Here is a 17313-nt window from a genome sequence, read left to right on the forward strand (position 1 = left end):
AGCAAGGGCTTGGGCCCGCTCCACACAAACCACATCTGTTATGCGACCAACCGATCAATTGCAACAATGGGAATGGATCGAAGCCTATTACCAGAACAAATTACCGACTGCCGAGCGGCTGGTTTTTGAACAGGAACTGGCCCGTGATGCCGACTTCCGGGAAACCGCCCTGCGGCTCCAAACCGCCGATGAGGCCCTGCGGATCTTAAGTTTGGAACATACCGTTCGGAAAACCGTCCGGCACGAATTGGCACATCGTCGGCCACTCCGCCGGTGGCGGCTGGGGCGGGTCGTGATGAGTGGGATGGTTTTGATCGGGTTGGGACTGGCGTACCTGACTTTCGACCGGGTTGATCTGCAAAGCTACCGCGACGACGTGACGCTGACTCAACGCTACCGGGCGTCGGGCGACGATTTGCAGGAGACCGATCTGACGCCCCGGCAACGGGCGTTCTACCGCGACTTTTTCGACGCGCAGGCGTTTCTGGCCAACGGACAACCCGAAATGGCCATTCCCTCGCTGGAGACGCTGTCGCGGGCCGACAGCCTGCGGCCGTATTTCCGGCAGGCGGTGCAGTGGCACCTGCTGAACGCGTATCTTCTGAACAACCAGCCCGACAATGCCGATGCGACGTTTCAGTTGCTCGACCAGTCAGGGGAGCCGGTGTATCCCATCAATCGAACCGATCGCTGGAAGGTCTGGTGGCAAATTCGCTGGAAAAAACTGGCACCTTAGCGTAATTGATAGTAACGGTATAGTATATACGTAGCAAAACCCAGAAAAACCGTAATGCCAAATCCCAGCCAGCCCCAGGGCCACCCGGCCGGACCGGAGTAAACGGGCTGGTGGTTGCCCATCAGGATCAGGTGAGCCCAAAAATGTGGTGGGGTAAATGCGCCGGCCGTCGCCTGCATCGTCAGAAACCGGAGCTTGGCCTGTTGCAAGGCTACATCCGTCGGTTGGCCGCGCCGGAGTTCTTCATAAAACAGTCGTGTCAGGGTCGCCGTAGTACCGTCGTTGGCATTCCAGAGCGAGGTGATCACCTGCGGGCAACCGGCAGAAGCGAAAGCCCGGCTGAGACTCAGGAGTCCTTCGCCCTCGTGGAATTGGCCGCTTCCGGTGCGGCAGGCACTCAGCACCGCCAACCGAATGTGCCGCAAATCCAGTAAATCCAGTTCGTGGGCATAGAGCCGGTGCGACGAATCGGCGGGGAAAAACGAGATGTTGGAATTACCGGGGTCGGTGTCGCTGGCTTCGGCATGGGTGGCCAGGTGCAGCAACTGGTGCTGGGGAAGCAGGGCCAGAAAAGTGCTTTTGCTGGCGTTGTTTGCCGTTGAATGGGTTCCCGACAACACCTCGGCTTCAACATCTGACCCCGCCAGGGGTTCGTAGCCCCATTGCCGAACGGTTGCCAGGGCGGTTTTTGTTACGGCAAATGGCGCCATACTCAGCACCGATGGGTTTCCTTCCGGGGGAGATCCCTGGCCTTCGGCTACCCGGTTCATCGCATACGCATAGGTGATGGCAGCATAGCGCAGCAGGTAATCATCCGGGCGAAGGCCCGTTTCCAGCACCTCGAAGGGAACGTAGTGTAGCGGCCCGTCGCGCACGATCACCAGTCGGCTGATGCCATGTAAATCCGTCCAGACGGGACCCAGCAGCCGCTCGAACAGGGTCCGCGCTGTGGCCTGACCGGCGTATTGAAACGGGTCGGGATTGCGGTAGGCTTCGCGCCGGAGGAGGGTACTCAGCCGGTTCAGGTCGGCTCCGCTAATGGGCAACAACTGCACCCGAACCGTGTTTGCCTTCACCACCGTCAGCAGCAGCGAGTCGGGCGTGAGGCTGTATTGTAAGATGGCGGTTTGGCGATCCAGGCGGCTTTGTAATTTTGGCAGTTCAAGGGGCTTGGCCAGAGCATGGCGGTTGTAAGGCTGGAGTTTCTGGTAGACGCGGCTCCAGGCCAGTTCGGCGTTGACCAGATCAGGATCAATGGATTGCGGTATACCCGCCTGATTGCGTTCGACCCAGGCGGTTTTGGCTTCCGATAACCGGCTTTTGGTCTGTTGCAGGGCTTCAATCAGGTGCGAGGGCGCGTTGGCATACGGTTTTTGCAATGTTTGGAACAGTTCGTGCAAAACCGACGCGTTGCCCTGTTCCTGCCGGTGCAGCAAGGTTGCGAGTGTGGCGGGGCCGGGCTGTTGCCGGTAACGGGCGTAGGCGACGGCGACAGCTTCGCGGTAGGCTGGGCGGAGTTTTTCCTGCACAAATAATTTAGTCACTTCCGAACTGTAGGACCCCTGCAACAGCTCGCTGAGGGCGAAGGCCCGCTCAAAAGTTTGGTCGGCCAGGTGCAGGTGGTTGGGTATTTCCCCCGCCGATCGGAGCAAGCGGGCTTTCTGACAGAGCGATTCGAAGAGGTCAGGTCCATTTAAAAAATCACCGGGGGTGGGATTCTGGCTCAGGTTGGCGCTTTGAAACCGGATGCTGGCCTGCTGGATAGCCCGCTGGGCAAAAGCCAGTGCGCCGGGCAGGTCATTCTGCTGCTGAGCAATCCGACTCATCGCCATCAGACCACGCCACAGTAACCGGTACGATGCCTCCAGCCGTTGGCTCATTATCAACGACCGGGTAAACAAACCCTTGGCCCTGACTAGCTGGTTTTTTTGTTCCCAGTACTTACCCAGCGACTGATTGAGGTAAACAGCCAGCTCGGCTCCATCGGCCCCCGCCCGTCGTACGCATTGCTTCGCTTCACGCACGAACAGCAAGATCGAATCGGTTCGCTTTTGGTGTAATCGACACTCAATCAGGCCCAGGAGTAGCCATCCGCGCGTGAGATCCGGAGCGGTGTAATGTCGTAGCGAGGCTCTGAAGAGTGAGTCAGCACGAATAGACTGACCAACCTGCCGGTAAAAAAGTGCGAACTGATTTTCAGCAATGGCCAAACGGGCTGGGGTATTTAGGCTACCCAGTAATAATAGTCGTTTCTGAAAGCATCGCTCCGCCTGTTGGTAATCGCCCTGCTCCATATACGTAGCACCCCGGTTTCCCCAGAAAGCCGCCACATGCGTCCGGGTTTCGCGTTCGAGGGCTGGGCGGGTCGTTAAAAGGGCATCGGCGCGTTGCCAGAACCAGGCCAGCGAGTCAGGTCGGTCGCGCCGGTGGTACAACTCGCCTAAGCTGGCCCAGAGTTTAAACCGGGTGCTGTCGGCCAGCGGACTAAGTTGAAGACCGGACCGGCAGATCGTGGTCGACTGCTGGTAGTTGTCGTACACTACGTTATACACCGTGGCCTCGTCCACGAGAATATTGGCGACCCGGTCGGCTTGTTTGTGCCGGAGCGCCAGTTGCCGCGCCTGACCGAAGAGCCGGAGGGCTTTGGCGGGCTCGGTGCGGTAGATGGCGTTGCCCTCCCGTTGCAGAGCCTCCGCCGACTGCGCCAGGGCAGGGAGCATTCCCAGCGGGGCGAGTAAAAGCAGCAGCGAGGCTCGGAGCGACAAAAAAGGATGGCGGATCAAAAAAAACCGGGTTTTGATGTTACTATTTCACCGAATTAGCGAATATAGATGAAATTCCTGTTTGTATGCCAACACTTTCTCTGTCAGTTCGATTCGGACTTCTTTTTTTGTTGATGCCGCTGCTGGCGCAGGCTCAGATTGACCCACGACTGCTAACTGCCATTCGCCAAAACAACCTGACGGGCGTGCAAACCGCTCTCAATGCCGGAGCTAATCCGAATGCTACCGACTCATTGGGCGCTACACCCCTGATGTGGGCGTGTTTTAAAGCCGATACCTCGGTGGTTAAGCTGCTGGTACAACGTGGAGCCAAAACCGAGTGTAACGGTATAATCCGCATAGACAGCACAACTTACTACGGCAACCTGACCGGGCTAGCTGCCGGACTGAACAAGTTGCCTCTGCTGCGTTACTTGCTGGAAACGCTGAAAATACCGATTAATGAGCCGGAGTACGATCCGGAAACCAAGAAGAATAACGGCTGGACACCGGCGGAGTGGGCGATTGCTAATGGACATCTGACGGTGTTGACTTATTTAGCGGGGCGTGGAGCGGATTTGAATGTGGCGAAGGGGAATCCGCTGGTGTTAGCTTTACAGCTAGAAAGGGAGAAAATTGTGGCATTCTTGCTTGGTCGGGGTTTGGTTTTGCAAAAAAATCACCCAAATTATGCTTTGGCTCTTAACAATCTGGCCGTGTTGTACGAGTCGATGGGTCAGTACGAGAGGGCCTTGTCCCTGTATGAAGAGTGTCGTACGATTCGGGAAAAAACCCTGGGTAAACTCCATCCATTCTATGCTACTGTCCTCAACAATCTGGCCGTGTTGTACAAGTCGATGGGTCAGTACGAGAAGGCTTTACCCTTGTTTGAGGAGTGTCTTATGATTCAGGGAAAAACCTTGGGCAAACGTCATCCATCCTATGCTACTGTCCTCAACAATGTGGCTGGGTTGTACAAGTCGATGGGTCAGTATGGGAAGGCTTTACCCCTATTTGAAGAGTGTCGTACGATTCAGGAAAAGACCCTGGGCAAACGCCATCCTGACTATGCTACTCTCCTTGGCAATCTGGCTGTGTTGTACGTGTCGATGGGTCAGTACGAGAAGGCTTTACCCCTGTTTGAAGAGTGTCGTACGATTCGGGAAGAGATCTTGGGCAAACGCCATCCTGACTATGCTACTCTCCTCGACAATCTGGCCATGTTGTACGAGTCGATGGGTCAGTACGAGAAGGCTTTACCCCTGTTTGAAGAGTGTCTTATGATTCAGGGAAAAATCTTGGGCAAACGCCATCCAGACTATGCTGCTGTCCTCGGCCATATGGCCGGGTTGTACGTGTCGATGGGCCAGTACGAGAAGGCTTTACCCCTGTTTGAAGAGTGTCGTACAATTCGGGAAAAGACCCTGGGCAAAAACCATCCTGACTATGCTGCTGTTCTCGGTAATCTGGCCATGTTGTACAAGTCGATGGGTCAGTACGAGAAGGCTTTACCCTTGTTAGAAGAGTGTCGCACAATCCAGGAAAAGACCCTGGGCAAAAACCATCCTGACTATGCTACTCTCCTCGGCAATCTGGCCATGTTGTACGAGTCGATGGGCCAAGACGGGAAGGCTTTACCCCTGTTTGAAGAGTGTCGTATGATTCGGGAAAAGACCTTTGGTAAACGCCATCCAGCCTACGCTTTTGACCTCAATAACAGGGCCGTGTCGTACCTTTCGATGGGTCAGTACGAGAAGGCTTTACCCCTGTTTGAAGAGTGTCGTATGATTCGGGAAGAGATCTTGGGCAAACGCCATCCTGACTATGCTGATGTCCTCGACAATATGGCGGTGTTGTACCATTTGATGGGTCAAAACGAAAAGGCTTTACCTTTATTTGAAGAGTGTCTTACGATTCAGGAAAAGACCCTGGGTAAACTCCATCCTGACTATGCTTTGGCTCTCAACAATATGGCCTTTTTATATGAGGCAATGGGGCAATATGAGCACGCTTTATCCTTATATGAGGAGTGCCGCATAATTCGAGAAAAAGTTCTGGGTAAAGCTCATCACGACTTTGCGAATACACTTCAACTTCAGTCCAGATTGTATGCAAAGTTGGGACAGGACGAAAAAGCTCTGCCACTGGTTACTCTTACTCGTCTACAGTATAAAACACAGCTCCTTCAAAACATTGCCATTCTCAATGAAACCACATTAGGGCAGTTCCAACAAAAATTTGACTTGACGAATACGGCCTATTCTTTCGGCTATACTACTCGTTCGCAGATAATAGCAAATCAGCATTACAACGATGCCCTGCTCAGCAAAGGTGTGGGACTAATGGCCACTCAACTCCTAAACACTCTACTGGCTCAAACGAAAGACAGTGCCACTATCCGCATTGGAGAACAACTTAAGAACATCAAACTAACTTTAAACCGCCAGCTCACACTCCCCTTACCCAGGCAACAGGGCGTAGATTCGCTCCAGCGTAAAGCCGCCGACCTGGAGCAGCAACTCGTTTTGCGTTTGCCCGAATACGGCCAGGCCTTCACTTCCTTGCGCATAGAGTGGCCCCAGATTCAGCAGGGGCTCAAACCCGACGAAGCCGCCATTGAGTTCGTTTCCTTTCAATACTACCATAAACGCCCGACCGATAGCACCCTTTATGCCGCTCTGGTGCTGCGGCCCGGTTATACCCAACCCAAGCTCGTGTTTTTGGGCGAGCAACGACAATTTGATCAATTGCTCACTGCCGGAACCGCATCTCCTTCCGACATCAATGGGTTGTACCGGGGCGGTGTGGCCGAAACCGGCAACGGTAGGGCTCAATTAGGAAAAGGACTCGCCCTTTCTCAGCTCATCTGGCAACCGCTCGATTCGCTCTTACAGGGTGCCAAAACCGTATTTGTTTCCCCCGCCGGGCGGCTGCACCAAATCGCGCTGGCAGCCCTGCCCAACCCCGCCGACACCAGCCAGCGCATGGCCGACCGCTTCCGGATTCGGCAGGTCGGCAGCACCCGCGTGGTAGCCCTGCGCACAGCCCAAACCGAGCAGCCGCTGGTTAAAAACACCCTCAAAACCAGTCTCTACGGCGGTATTACGTACGATGCCGACAGTGTGGGGCTGGTTCGGCAGACCCGTCTGAAGGAGGTTCAGCAGCGACTGGCCCTGCGCGAAGCGACCCGCTCCGGCACTTGGGATTATCTGCCCGGCACCCAGGCCGAAGTGGATAACCTGCGCCGGATACTGCCCCCTACTCAAACTACTTACCTAACCAAAGAAACCGCTACGGAAGGCAGTGTAAAAGCGTTGTCGGGTCACTCGCCGAAAATCCTGCACATTGCCACCCACGGTTTTTTCTTTCCCGATCTGCCCAAACCCAAAACCGACGGAATGGCGCTCGTTAGCGACGAACGCAACCGGTTTCAGTATTCGGAGAATCCGCTGCTGCGGTCGGGGCTGGTGATGGCCGGAGCCAACTACGTCTGGAAAGGAGGCACGCCCATCGAAGGCGTCGATGACGGCATTCTGACGGCTTACGAATTGTCGAATCTGAACCTGCGCGGCACCGAACTGGTGGTGCTGAGTGCCTGCGAAACGGGGCTGGGGCAGGTGAAGGGCAGCGAGGGCGTTTATGGCCTGCAACGGGCGGTGAAGATGGCGGGAGCGCGGTATCTTCTGATGAGCCTGTGGCGGGTCTCGGACCAGGAAACCGCCGAATACATGACCCTGTTTTACCGAAATTTACTCGAAAAAGGCTCTGTCCCCGCAGCCTACGACTATGCCCAAAGCCAGATGCGGAGCCGGTATCCGAAGGAGCCTTTCAAGTGGGCGGCTTTTGTGCTGGTGGAGTAAGGCGTCTGATTCAGCGTAAAATCAATTTTGTGGTTTTGTTACTTTCTTAAGCATCAACGGAATAATCAAAAAAGACCAGCATCTGCGCTATGCTCACCCGACTTCCTCTGCTCCTTCAATCCTTCATTTTTGGGCTCTTGATTACTTCCGTCTTCGCCCAACCGCCAGCTACCAACCGGGGCGGCAAGGCCGAGACGACTCAAACGGCACCTGGCGTCGGCACGACGGCCTACGGCGTGGTGGTGGGAATTTCGACCTACCAGCACCTGCCGTCGCTGCGGTTTGCGGACCGGGATGCGCTCGTTTTTGCCGATTACCTCGTCCGGTCGGCGGGCGTACCCGCGTCGCAGGTCGAGACGCTGATCAACCGGCAGGCGACGCTCATCAACCTGACCGACGCCCTAACAACGGTCAAAAAAAAGGTGAAAACCGGTGATCGGGTCTATGTCTATTTTGCCGGACACGGTGACATCGAAACCCGCACCGACAGTGCCGAAAACGCCATGCTGATGCTCTACGGAGCTTCCCGCCAGGACTATAATGCAACCTTCGACAAGTGCTACCTGCGGGAGATGAAACGCTGGCTCGACGAACTGACCGCAGCCGGGGCCGAGGTGGTGTTTGTGGCCGATGCCTGCCGGTCGGGGGCGTTTGCGCTGATGGGCGGGAGTGTGGGCCAAAGCCGGACGATGCTGGGTCTGGGCAAGGAATGGGCGGGGCAGGTCAAAATTCTGTCCTGCGAACCGGGTGAACTGGCCATCGAAGGGGTTGAATTCGGCAATGGCCGTGGGCTGTTTTCCTACTGCCTGGTCGATGGCCTGATGGGCATGGCCGACAGCGACAAGGATCGTATCGTCACCAAATCGGAACTGGAGGTATATCTGAAAACCACGGTTCCCAAAACCGCCAGGCCCCACGTCCAGCATCCGGAACTGCTGGGTGGAGAGGGCGATATGTCCATCGGAACCGTCAATTCTGACTCGCTTCGGGTTTATCAACAGCGTAAAACCCGCGACTATTCCCTGCTGACGACCACCCAAACCAAGGGCTTTGAAGCCGACCTGCTCCGGGGCCTCGACTCGACTACGCAGCGGGTCTATAAGCAGTTTGAGAAGGCCCTCACCGCCCGGCATCTGCTGCACCCCGCCGGGCAGTCGGCACTGGATTACCTGCGGCAACTGCCCGCCCGCAACAATGCTAAATTGCGGGGCCTGATGACGCGCAACCTGGTGGCGGCACTGCAAGTCCGCACGGAAGGGTTGCTACGACCGCTGTTGCGGGTGATTCGCGACTATGAACTACCTACGCCTGTCGCCCAACTCGACTCTGCCATTGCCGAAATGGATACGTCTATTATACTGCTGGGCAAAGGCCACAACCTGGTTCAGAACCTGACAGCCCGGCGGTTATTTCTGGAAGGAAAACGACTGATGATCACGAAACGTAATCAGATCGAACTCAACGACAGCCTGACCCTGATGGCGATGACTCGCTTCCGGGAATCGGCCAGAATGGAGCCCAATATGCCGTATACCTATTGGGAAATGGGTATGACAAGCTTTGTTTTAACGCAGCTCGATTCCTCAATGATATATATGGAAAAATGCCTGGAATTATTGCCGAACAGCGTAGCTGTACTGAATTTAATAGGTGAACAGTATTTGGCTAGGAATCAACTCAGTAAGGCAAAAAAGTATTATGAAAAAGCCTTAAAACTTGATGCCTCCAGTCCGATGAGCCATGCGGGATTAGCTAAATTTTATCATGAATCAAAAGATAAAAAACGTACTGAATTTCATCGACAAAAAGGTATAGAAGGTTATGAAAGACAGTATAAAGGAAGGTTAAATGAAATACTAATAGCTAAGATAGACATATATCGAAAGATTGGTCAACATGACAAGGCAATCAGTATAGCGCGTGACTTGCTAAAAATGGACTCGACCTATGCCTTTGCACTGGCTGAAATTGGATTGAACTTCTGTATACTGCAAAAATGGGATGAAAGTATTGATGCCTATGAGCGTTATTTTCGACTTAACTCATCCGATGGGCTTTCACATGCGATGATAGCCTTCGCTTATTTAAAACGATACGAAAAGGCCAGGCAAATTAGGGATAGGCAAGGGGCTGATGAAAATTCGCAATTGAGTTTACGCCTGAATCCGGGAAACCTCGTCGGATTACTGGTGCGCTATGACCTTGAGTTCGAAAACGAGAATTATTCTGCCGCTATGCTTTTGGCTAAACAAGCGATTTTGATCTACCCATCCTCTGCCAGTTCTCAATTTAGGCTGGGCAGTATCTATTTAGCTTTAAATGATTCATTACAAGCCTGGCGCTGCTTTCAACTCGCTGACTCGCTAAGTTCTGAAGGGGATGATGTATCGGTAGCGCTAGGTGACCTTTATTTTTCTAAAGGAAATTATAAAGCAGCAGAAAGTAGCTATCGCCGGGCTATTGCTCTACTACCCGATCAGCCGGTAGCTCTGTATCAATTAGCTATGACATTGGCAGTGGTCGGGGATCATAACGATGAAGCTTTGGCACTTTGTCAACAGGTTCAGAGACTTACCCCCAATGATGATGCTCAATGGTTTTTAAGAGGTATGCTATTGGCTGGTCAATACAAATATCCAGAGGCCCTTGCCGCCCTGAAAGAGGCTGTTCGGTTAAATCCCAAAAAAGTCAAAGCACTTGCTTTGATGGGAAATATCCAGAAGCGCGTCGAACAATATCAACCAGCTGCCGAATCCTACCGCCAGGCTGCTTATTGGGACAGCATCAACGCTGCATACGCAGTTGAAGCAGCTTGGTTATATTATAACGAGCTAAGACAGAATGATTTGTCTTTTGAGATGTGTAGCCGGGTACTTGCTATCGATACAGCCGTCTATCCAATTGCCGCACAACGAGGCACTAAAGTGATTGAACGCCTGGCGATAGCTTACGCAATTATGGGCCATATTTCCGTTGATCGGAAACAGGATCATCAAATTATTTATTATTACACGAAGGCAATAACTACCAAGCCTGAAGGTTATGATAATGACAATTATCAGTACCAGATTGGATTAGCTTACATCAATCTGGGTCAACCCGCCAAAGCAATACCCACTTTACAGGAGGCCATTCGGTCGAAGCCATATATTTTAGATTACCATAATTTATTAGCTACAGCTCAGGTCCGATCGGGTGATGCCGTCGCAGGTGAAACCGAAGCCAGAGCCGCATTGCGCCTGGACTCGGTCAACGTGCGGGCTACGCAGACCTTAGCCGTTGCCATCCTGCGCCAAAACCGGTATGCCGAAGCCTGGCAGTGGGGGCAGCGGCTCGAAAAAATAGCCACGGTCAACCTGTGGGAAGCGCCCTATTTCTACGCCCGCTGGTTTGCCCGGCAAGGAAACATAAAAGAAGCATTACCCCACTTGGAGAAAGCTTTTAAACAAGGTTTCGGCACCGATGCCAGCGTCATTCTGACCAATCCCGATTTTGATCCCATCAAATCGGACACCGGGTTTATGAACTTGATCCGAACCTATTGCCCGGAAAAGAAATAAAACCGCTACTCTTAACCCATTTCGGTCGTTCGCACCTGTTACTTTTTGCCCGGTTTTCGGAATAACCCACTAAATACGTTCTTTCAACCTAAGTCTTTTTTCTATGGATGTCCTGCGTCAATTTATCCCGTATTCGGTCCGGGCGGTTTTAGTTGCGTTGGTGCTGGCAACGACGCCCGCGCTGGCTCAGACCAAACGCGCCCTCATTGTGGCCATTGGCGACTACCCGAACGAAACCAACAAAAACCGGGGCAATACCGACTGGCCGGATATCAATTCGGCCAACGATGTGTTGCTGATTCAGGGCGCGCTGAAACGGCAAAATTTTACCGAAATCGTTGTGCTGCGCGACGCCAAAGCGACCCGGGAAGGTATTCTGGCGGCCGTAGACACCCTGATTGCCCATAGCCGGAAAGGGGATATTGTGGTCATTCATTTCTCCAGCCACGGCCAGCAGATTAATGACAACGACAGCGACGAACTGGATGCCCTCGACGAAGCCATTGTGTGTTACGGCGCACCGAGCGATACAACCGGCCAATTTGCAAACTACGACGGAAGCCAGCACCTGCGCGATGAAGACCTGGGCGAATACATCAACCGGCTCCGTACCAAACTGGGGGCCGATGGCGACGTCCTGCTGATTGCCGATGCCTGTCATTCCGGTACCATTACGCGCGGAAACGATGGCCCGTTCCTCCTGCGCGGCAACAAAAAGCCGATGCATCTGGCAAATCATAAAACCAAAACCGCCCCTCCGGTTGCGCAAAAACCGCGTCCTTTTTTGGCTGCAACCTACAACCGCCCCGCCAGCCAGACCGGTATGGCACCCTACGTCGTGATCTCGGCGGCCCGGGCCAATGAAGTCAATCAGGAGTGCATTACGGCGACCAAAATGCCCGCCGGATCACTCTCCTACGCTTTCACCCGATCGATGACGAACCTTCGGCCGGGTGAAACCTACCGGTTATTATTCAACCGGATTGTTACGGAGTTGCTGCGCATGGGCAAGAGTCAGCACCCCGAAGTGGAAGGAGATGTGGACCGGCAACTGTTTGGGGGGCAGGTGGTGGAGCAGCAACCCTATTACACGATCAGCGAAATGGCCGAAAACCGGCGCCAGTTGACCATTCCGGCGGGGCGGTTAGAAATGATTTATCCCGGAACAACCGTCCGCGTTTGCCCGGCCGGAACCCAAAATCCCGCGATGGAAACGAAGGCGGTTTCGGGCACCGTAGCGACCGGTACGCTGTTTTCGACGACCATCAACCTGGCCAAACCGCTTCCGCCGGGTCTGGAGAGTGAATACTGGGTGTTTCTGCAGGAACGGGCTTTTGGCGACCTGACGGTTCGGGTTAGTCTCGACAGCCTGCAGCGACCCGCCCTGCGACAACCGCTGCAGGCTTCATTGGCTAAATTGCCGCTGGTGAAATTTGACCGGACGACGCCCGACTTGCAACTCTGCCAGCGCGATTCCGCGGGATTTTCGCGGGTGGCCGTGAAGCGAACGTCTGACGGAACGCAATTTGGCGACTTGATAAGGCTTGATGAACCGGGCGGGGCAGAAAGGGTGAGCCTCCGGATTCAGGATTATGTACAGGCCAAATTTCTGCAAAATTTCAACCCGTCGTATCCCGGTATCGACGTTCGGATGGAAATCCTTCCCAACAAACCCCAAAGCCGCGACGCCAACGATACCACCAGCCGCGAGCCGTTTCTTCAGAATGGTTTGCTGGCGTTGCCACCGGGGTGGATCTCGGTGCGCATGATCAATGCCGGCGATTTGCCGGTTTATTATTCCGTGATCGACATTCAACCCGACGGCATCGTGTCGGTTATTTTTCCCCGACCGAACACGCCCGACACGCCCGACCAATACCGACTTGAGCCGAAGCAAAGCCTGATCATTCCGAGCCGTGTGGCAATTTCTGCGCCCTACGGAAGCGAAACATTCAAAGTGCTGGCATCCCTCGAAAAATTTGACCTGCGTAATGTCATTAAAATGCGTGAACGGGGCAATTTGAGCATGCGGGGCGTCAACAATGTGCTGGAACTCCTGTTTGGTCGGGCTCAGGTGATGGCCCGGTCGTCCGTTGCCGAAACCGGTTTTCCCGAAACCACCATCGGTTCGTTTAGCTACCCTTTCCTGATTGTCCCGAAAAAACCGTAAGCCTGTCTGCCTGAACCACTAAACCCTCTTATTTCCCGTCTTTCTCATAAAATCGCCACGACGTCTTGAAATCCTTGCTCAGTTTCTGGTTGGTCAGAATGGCCCGGATCATTTCGACCGGCATGGCGTTGAGTTGCAAAATGGCGTCATGGAATTGCTTGTAGGTCATTTTTTTGCTGTCGACGAATTCTTTTTTCAGGCCGTAAAACTGAAAACCGCCCGTCATGTAGGCAAGTTGGTAGAGTGGGGGATAACCGCCCACGAACGACCGGCGCACTTCGCCCTCGGCATTGGCCCGCTCGTGGCCAACCCGGTCCACCAGAAAGTCGATGCACTGCTGCGGTGACCATTTGCCGAGGTGGTAATTGAGCGAAAAAATGATGCGGGCGCAGCGGTGCATCCGCCAGAACAGCATCCCGATCCGGTCTTCGGGCGACTGCGGAAACTTCATGTCCCACAGAATCATTTCCCAGTACAAGGCCCAACCTTCCGTCCAGAATGGCGTGTCGAAATTGCGGTAGGTCTTGTGCCGGTTGTTCATAAATCCCTGGAGATGGTGTCCGGCAATCAGCTCGTGGTGAACCGTCGAGCGTGAGAAATGCGGATTGTTGCCCCGCATACTCATCATCTTATCCTCGTGTTCCATGGTGTTCGTCGGATACGAAATCAGGATGGATTCACCCCCCAGAAAGAATGGAGACACCTTCTGCCGGGCTGCTGCCATCATGTTCATCCGCCAGGTTTCTTCGGCGATGGGCGGAATGGTCACCAGATCATTTTTTTTCAGGAAAGCAATGGATTCATCGTACAGCCGCAGGATCAGTTCGGGCTGTTTGCCGGCCGGGACGGCGGTATTTTTGACTTTTTCCTGAGCGGCTTTCCAGTCCGTGCCGAATCCCATTTCCTGCGAGGCTTTCAGCAATTCCCGGTCGCACCACGCAAATTCGCGGTTGGCAATGTCGACCAGTTCTTCCGGCGAATACGGAATCATTTCAAACTGCAACTGCCGGAGCAGTTCTTCACGACCCACGGCAATGCCCGAAATACCGCTGCCGTCGTCTTTGGTTGGGGCGGCCTCTCTAACTTTTTTGGATAGCAAAGCGGTATACGTCGTCAGCAGGCTGTCGGTTTTTCGGTACGGTTCGGGTACCCACCAGCTAAACTGCGGGTCGTAGGCGTTGTAGAACGTAAATACGCTTTTCAGGGCAGCCTGCAAGCCTTTGGCGGTTCCTTCGGCGCGCCGGGCCTGCGCCGGTTCGATCTTCTCGGTTTTCTCAACCGCCTTCCGAACCGTGATGATCTGTTTCCCAATGGTGTTCAGATCCGCAGCCACCTGCTCGGCCACCAGCGGCATTCCCCGCCGACGGAGTTTTTCCAGCGCATAGATTTTGTCGGCAAACGGAAACCAGTCTTTGGTCTGGTTAACCTCGCGTTCTTCGTCCGCTAATTCCTGAAGCGTTTTCTTTAGGTTTCGTTGAAACAGCAGATAATCCACCCGGCTGTCGGTGCTCATCCGGTCGAAATCCAGTTGTTGCAATTGCCGCAGGTAATCGGTGTGAAACGTCTTGAAACGCTCCCGCCGTTCGGGCGAATTTTCAAGGGTGTAAAACCGGCTGAGACTGCCCCGATCGGCTTCGTAGTTCGTCAGCAGATGATGAACATCGCTTGTTTGCCGGTATAATCCGTTCGACGAATTCGGTTGAGTGAATGCCACGAGTGGGCCGACAAAAAGCAGGAAGGAAAGGACGGAACGGGTAAACGGTGGTTTCATGGACGGTTTCATCGGTGGTTTCAATTCACTAAAGTAGTTATTGTATAATAAAAACCGGAAAATATTCGGCCAAAAACGATTTTTGCCAACTATTCTGTAAATTTTAGGCCTGTTAACCTGAACAACCTGCTCATCTATGAAACACAACTCCGTTTGCTCAGTACTTTGGCTGGCGTTGAGTCTGACCGCGGCACAGGCCCAAAAATTTACCGGTTTTACCCCCGCTCGTCAGGCCACTGAGGAAAAAGCGGAAGCCGAATTCAAGAAACACCAGTCGTCGGCAGCTTTTAAAAAGCACCTCGAAATGCTGAGCAGTGTACCCCACGTGGCTGGAACGCCTGAAAATGAGAAAGTTCGGGACTACATCGCCGAAACCATGCGGAAAGCGGGCTGGCAGGTCGACATTTACCCGCACGACATTTATTTGCCCAAAGGTCCGGGTGAAATTGCCGTCGAACTGGTGGAACCCATTCGCCAGCCGCTGAACATTCGGGAGTTTCTTTTTTCGGAAGACAAATACGCCAAAGACCCGCGCCTAATGCCGGGCTGGAATGCCTATTCCGGTTCGGGCGATGTCACGGCAGAAATCGTTTATGCCAATTACGGACGCAAGGAAGACTTCGAGCAACTGAAGGCAATGGGCATTTCGGTGCAGGGAAAAATCGTGATGGCGCGCTACGGTGGTAACTTCCGGGGCTACAAAGCCCTGTTTGCCCAGGCCGCCGGAGCCGCCGGGGTGATTATTTACACCGATCCGGCCGACAACGGGTATACGAAAGGACTGACGTTTCCGGAAGGGCCGCAACCCAGCGAGAGCGTCATTCAGCGTGGATCATTGCTGACGGTTCCGTATACCGGCGACCCGCTGACGCCCGGCGAACCCGCGTTGCCGATCGACGGAAAAACCAAAATCAAACGGCTCGATCCGAAGGATGTTGCCCTGCACACCATTCCGGTGACGCCCATCCCGTACGGTTCGGCCACCGAAATTCTGAAACGCATGACGGGCAGCAAAGCCGTTCCGACGGGCTGGCAGGGCGGTTTGCCGTTTACGTATCGTCTGGAAGGCGGTTCTGCCCTGAAAGTGCGGCTGATGGTGAAACAGGAAAAAGCCATTACCCGGATTTATGAAGTGGTCGGGACGATGGTCGGAACGGAATTTCCCGACGAGTGGATCATTGCCGGTTGCCATTACGACGCCTGGTCGTTCGGGGCCACCGATCCCAACAGCGGCACGGCGATGTTGCTGAGTCTGACCGAATCATTGGGCAAGCTGGCAAAAACCGGTCAAAACCCCCGGCGCACGATCAAAATAGCGCACTGGGATGCCGAAGAGTTTGGCGTTATCGGTTCGGCGGAATGGGCGGAGCAGTTTCGGGATGAACTGACCCAAAAAGCCGTTGCCTACATGAACTATGATGCCGCCGTTTCGGGCCGGAATTTCGGGGCCAGCGCGTCGCCGTCCATGAAGAAGATTTTGATTGAAGCCACGCAGGCTGTTCAATACCCCGATTCCAACAAAACCGTCTATGAGCATTGGCTGGCGCAGGGCGGTCGCCGGGGCGGCAGCACCGTCGGCATTGCCTCATCGGCACCGGCTACGGTCGTCAACGAGCCGGTTATCGGCAACCTGGGCGGTGGTTCGGATCACATTGCACCCTACATGCACGTCGGCATTCCGTCGCTAAACGCCGGAACGGGTGGCCCGACGCTCTACCATTCTTCCTACGACGACCTGTTTTTTTACGATAAATTTGCCGATCCAACCTACAAAATGGGGCCGATGGTGGAGCAGGTGGTGGGAACCATGACGCTGCGGCTGGCGAATGCCGACGTGCTGCCCTACGATCTGGTGCGCTACGCCAACGATCTGTCGACGCACCTGAAAGCCGCCGAAAAAGCCATCAAAGCCTACGCGCCGACCTATTCCATTGAACCATTGCTGACGGCGGTGGTCGATCTGAAGAAAAACGCCGAAGCCGCCGAAACCGCCCGCCAGAACTATTTGCAGGCGGGTCGCACCGACAAACTGGCGGAACTGAACAAGACCATGCGCCAACTGGAGCAGTCGTTTATCGATCCCAAAGGCATGGCGTTCGGGTCGTGGTATCGCTCGTTGTATGCCTCCTCGGACCCGAACAGCGGGTATGCGTCGTGGATGTTGCCGGGACTGCTGTACGAAGCTTCGTTAAAATCTACCGCCAACCTGCCCGATCTGGAGGCTCGTTACAAGAAAGCCATTCAGACGCTGAGCGACCGGTTGGGAACGCTGGTGGAAGGCATGGCTGCGGGCAATCCGGCGACGTTGGGCGGAGGGAAAAAATAGGGCTGGAATGAATCCATAAATTCAAGAATACCAGCCCACGATTTCAATCGTGGGAGCTCGAAAAAACAACCAGCATCACTAACCGTTTTAACGGTTTAAAATCCCGAAACCGCTAAAACGGTTAGTAG

Annotated in this window: 7 protein-coding genes; 5 read left to right on the forward strand and 2 right to left on the reverse strand. The window is 54.2% G+C overall.

Annotated features, from left to right (window positions below; translation table 11 throughout):
* Positions 1 to 40 precede the first annotated feature (40 nt).
* Positions 41 to 736: a hypothetical protein gene (locus tag ACO064_RS18995; RefSeq protein ID WP_421828807.1), complete on the forward strand. Its 696-nt coding sequence runs from the start codon at positions 41 to 43 to the stop codon at positions 734 to 736.
* On the opposite strand, the gene ACO064_RS19000 is transcribed toward ACO064_RS18995, so the two are convergent.
* Positions 733 to 3519 carry a CHAT domain-containing protein gene (locus tag ACO064_RS19000; RefSeq protein ID WP_421828808.1) on the reverse strand — a complete coding sequence of 929 codons (2787 nt, stop codon included), beginning with the start codon at positions 3517 to 3519 and terminating at the stop codon, positions 733 to 735. The genes ACO064_RS18995 and ACO064_RS19000 overlap by 4 nt on opposite strands.
* 65 nt (positions 3520 to 3584) lie before the next feature.
* Here ACO064_RS19000 and ACO064_RS19005 point away from each other — a divergent pair, with 65 nt between their 5' ends.
* From ACO064_RS19005 to ACO064_RS19015, 3 genes are all read left to right on the forward strand, one after another.
* On the forward strand, positions 3585 to 7358 hold the full coding sequence (locus ACO064_RS19005) for a tetratricopeptide repeat protein (protein WP_421828809.1): 3774 nt from the start codon (positions 3585 to 3587) through the stop codon (positions 7356 to 7358).
* A gap of 89 nt (positions 7359 to 7447) precedes the next feature.
* The gene (locus ACO064_RS19010) at positions 7448 to 10918 is read left to right on the forward strand and encodes a tetratricopeptide repeat protein (protein ID WP_421828810.1); all 3471 of its coding nucleotides are present in this window, start codon (positions 7448 to 7450) and stop codon (positions 10916 to 10918) included.
* Between the two features lie 103 nt (positions 10919 to 11021).
* Entirely contained in the window at positions 11022 to 13088 is a 2067-nt protein-coding gene (locus tag ACO064_RS19015; RefSeq protein ID WP_421828811.1) for a caspase family protein, read from the forward strand.
* A gap of 28 nt (positions 13089 to 13116) precedes the next feature.
* Here the strand turns inward: ACO064_RS19015 and ACO064_RS19020 are convergent, their stop codons facing one another.
* Positions 13117 to 14859, reverse strand: coding sequence for a DUF885 family protein (locus ACO064_RS19020; protein WP_421828812.1), 1743 nt, complete (start codon positions 14857 to 14859; stop codon positions 13117 to 13119).
* A gap of 136 nt (positions 14860 to 14995) precedes the next feature.
* Between ACO064_RS19020 and ACO064_RS19025 the strand changes: the two genes are divergently transcribed.
* Complete coding sequence (locus ACO064_RS19025; protein WP_421828813.1) at positions 14996 to 17185, forward strand: M28 family peptidase; 2190 nt, start codon at positions 14996 to 14998, stop codon at positions 17183 to 17185.
* The last annotated feature ends 128 nt before the right edge of the window (positions 17186 to 17313 follow it).

Source organism: Larkinella sp. (genome assembly GCF_965227735.1).
Taxonomy (GTDB): Bacteria; Bacteroidota; Bacteroidia; order Cytophagales; family Spirosomataceae; genus Larkinella.

Coding starts and splice junctions, on each gene's coding strand:
- ACO064_RS18995 (WP_421828807.1), top strand. CDS start 41: ATGCGACCAACCGATCAATTGCAACAATGGGAATGGATCGAAGCCTAT.
- ACO064_RS19005 (WP_421828809.1), top strand. CDS start 3,585: ATGCCAACACTTTCTCTGTCAGTTCGATTCGGACTTCTTTTTTTGTTG.
- ACO064_RS19010 (WP_421828810.1), top strand. CDS start 7,448: ATGCTCACCCGACTTCCTCTGCTCCTTCAATCCTTCATTTTTGGGCTC.
- ACO064_RS19015 (WP_421828811.1), top strand. CDS start 11,022: ATGGATGTCCTGCGTCAATTTATCCCGTATTCGGTCCGGGCGGTTTTA.
- ACO064_RS19020 (WP_421828812.1), bottom strand. CDS start 14,859: ATGAAACCACCGTTTACCCGTTCCGTCCTTTCCTTCCTGCTTTTTGTC.
- ACO064_RS19025 (WP_421828813.1), top strand. CDS start 14,996: ATGAAACACAACTCCGTTTGCTCAGTACTTTGGCTGGCGTTGAGTCTG.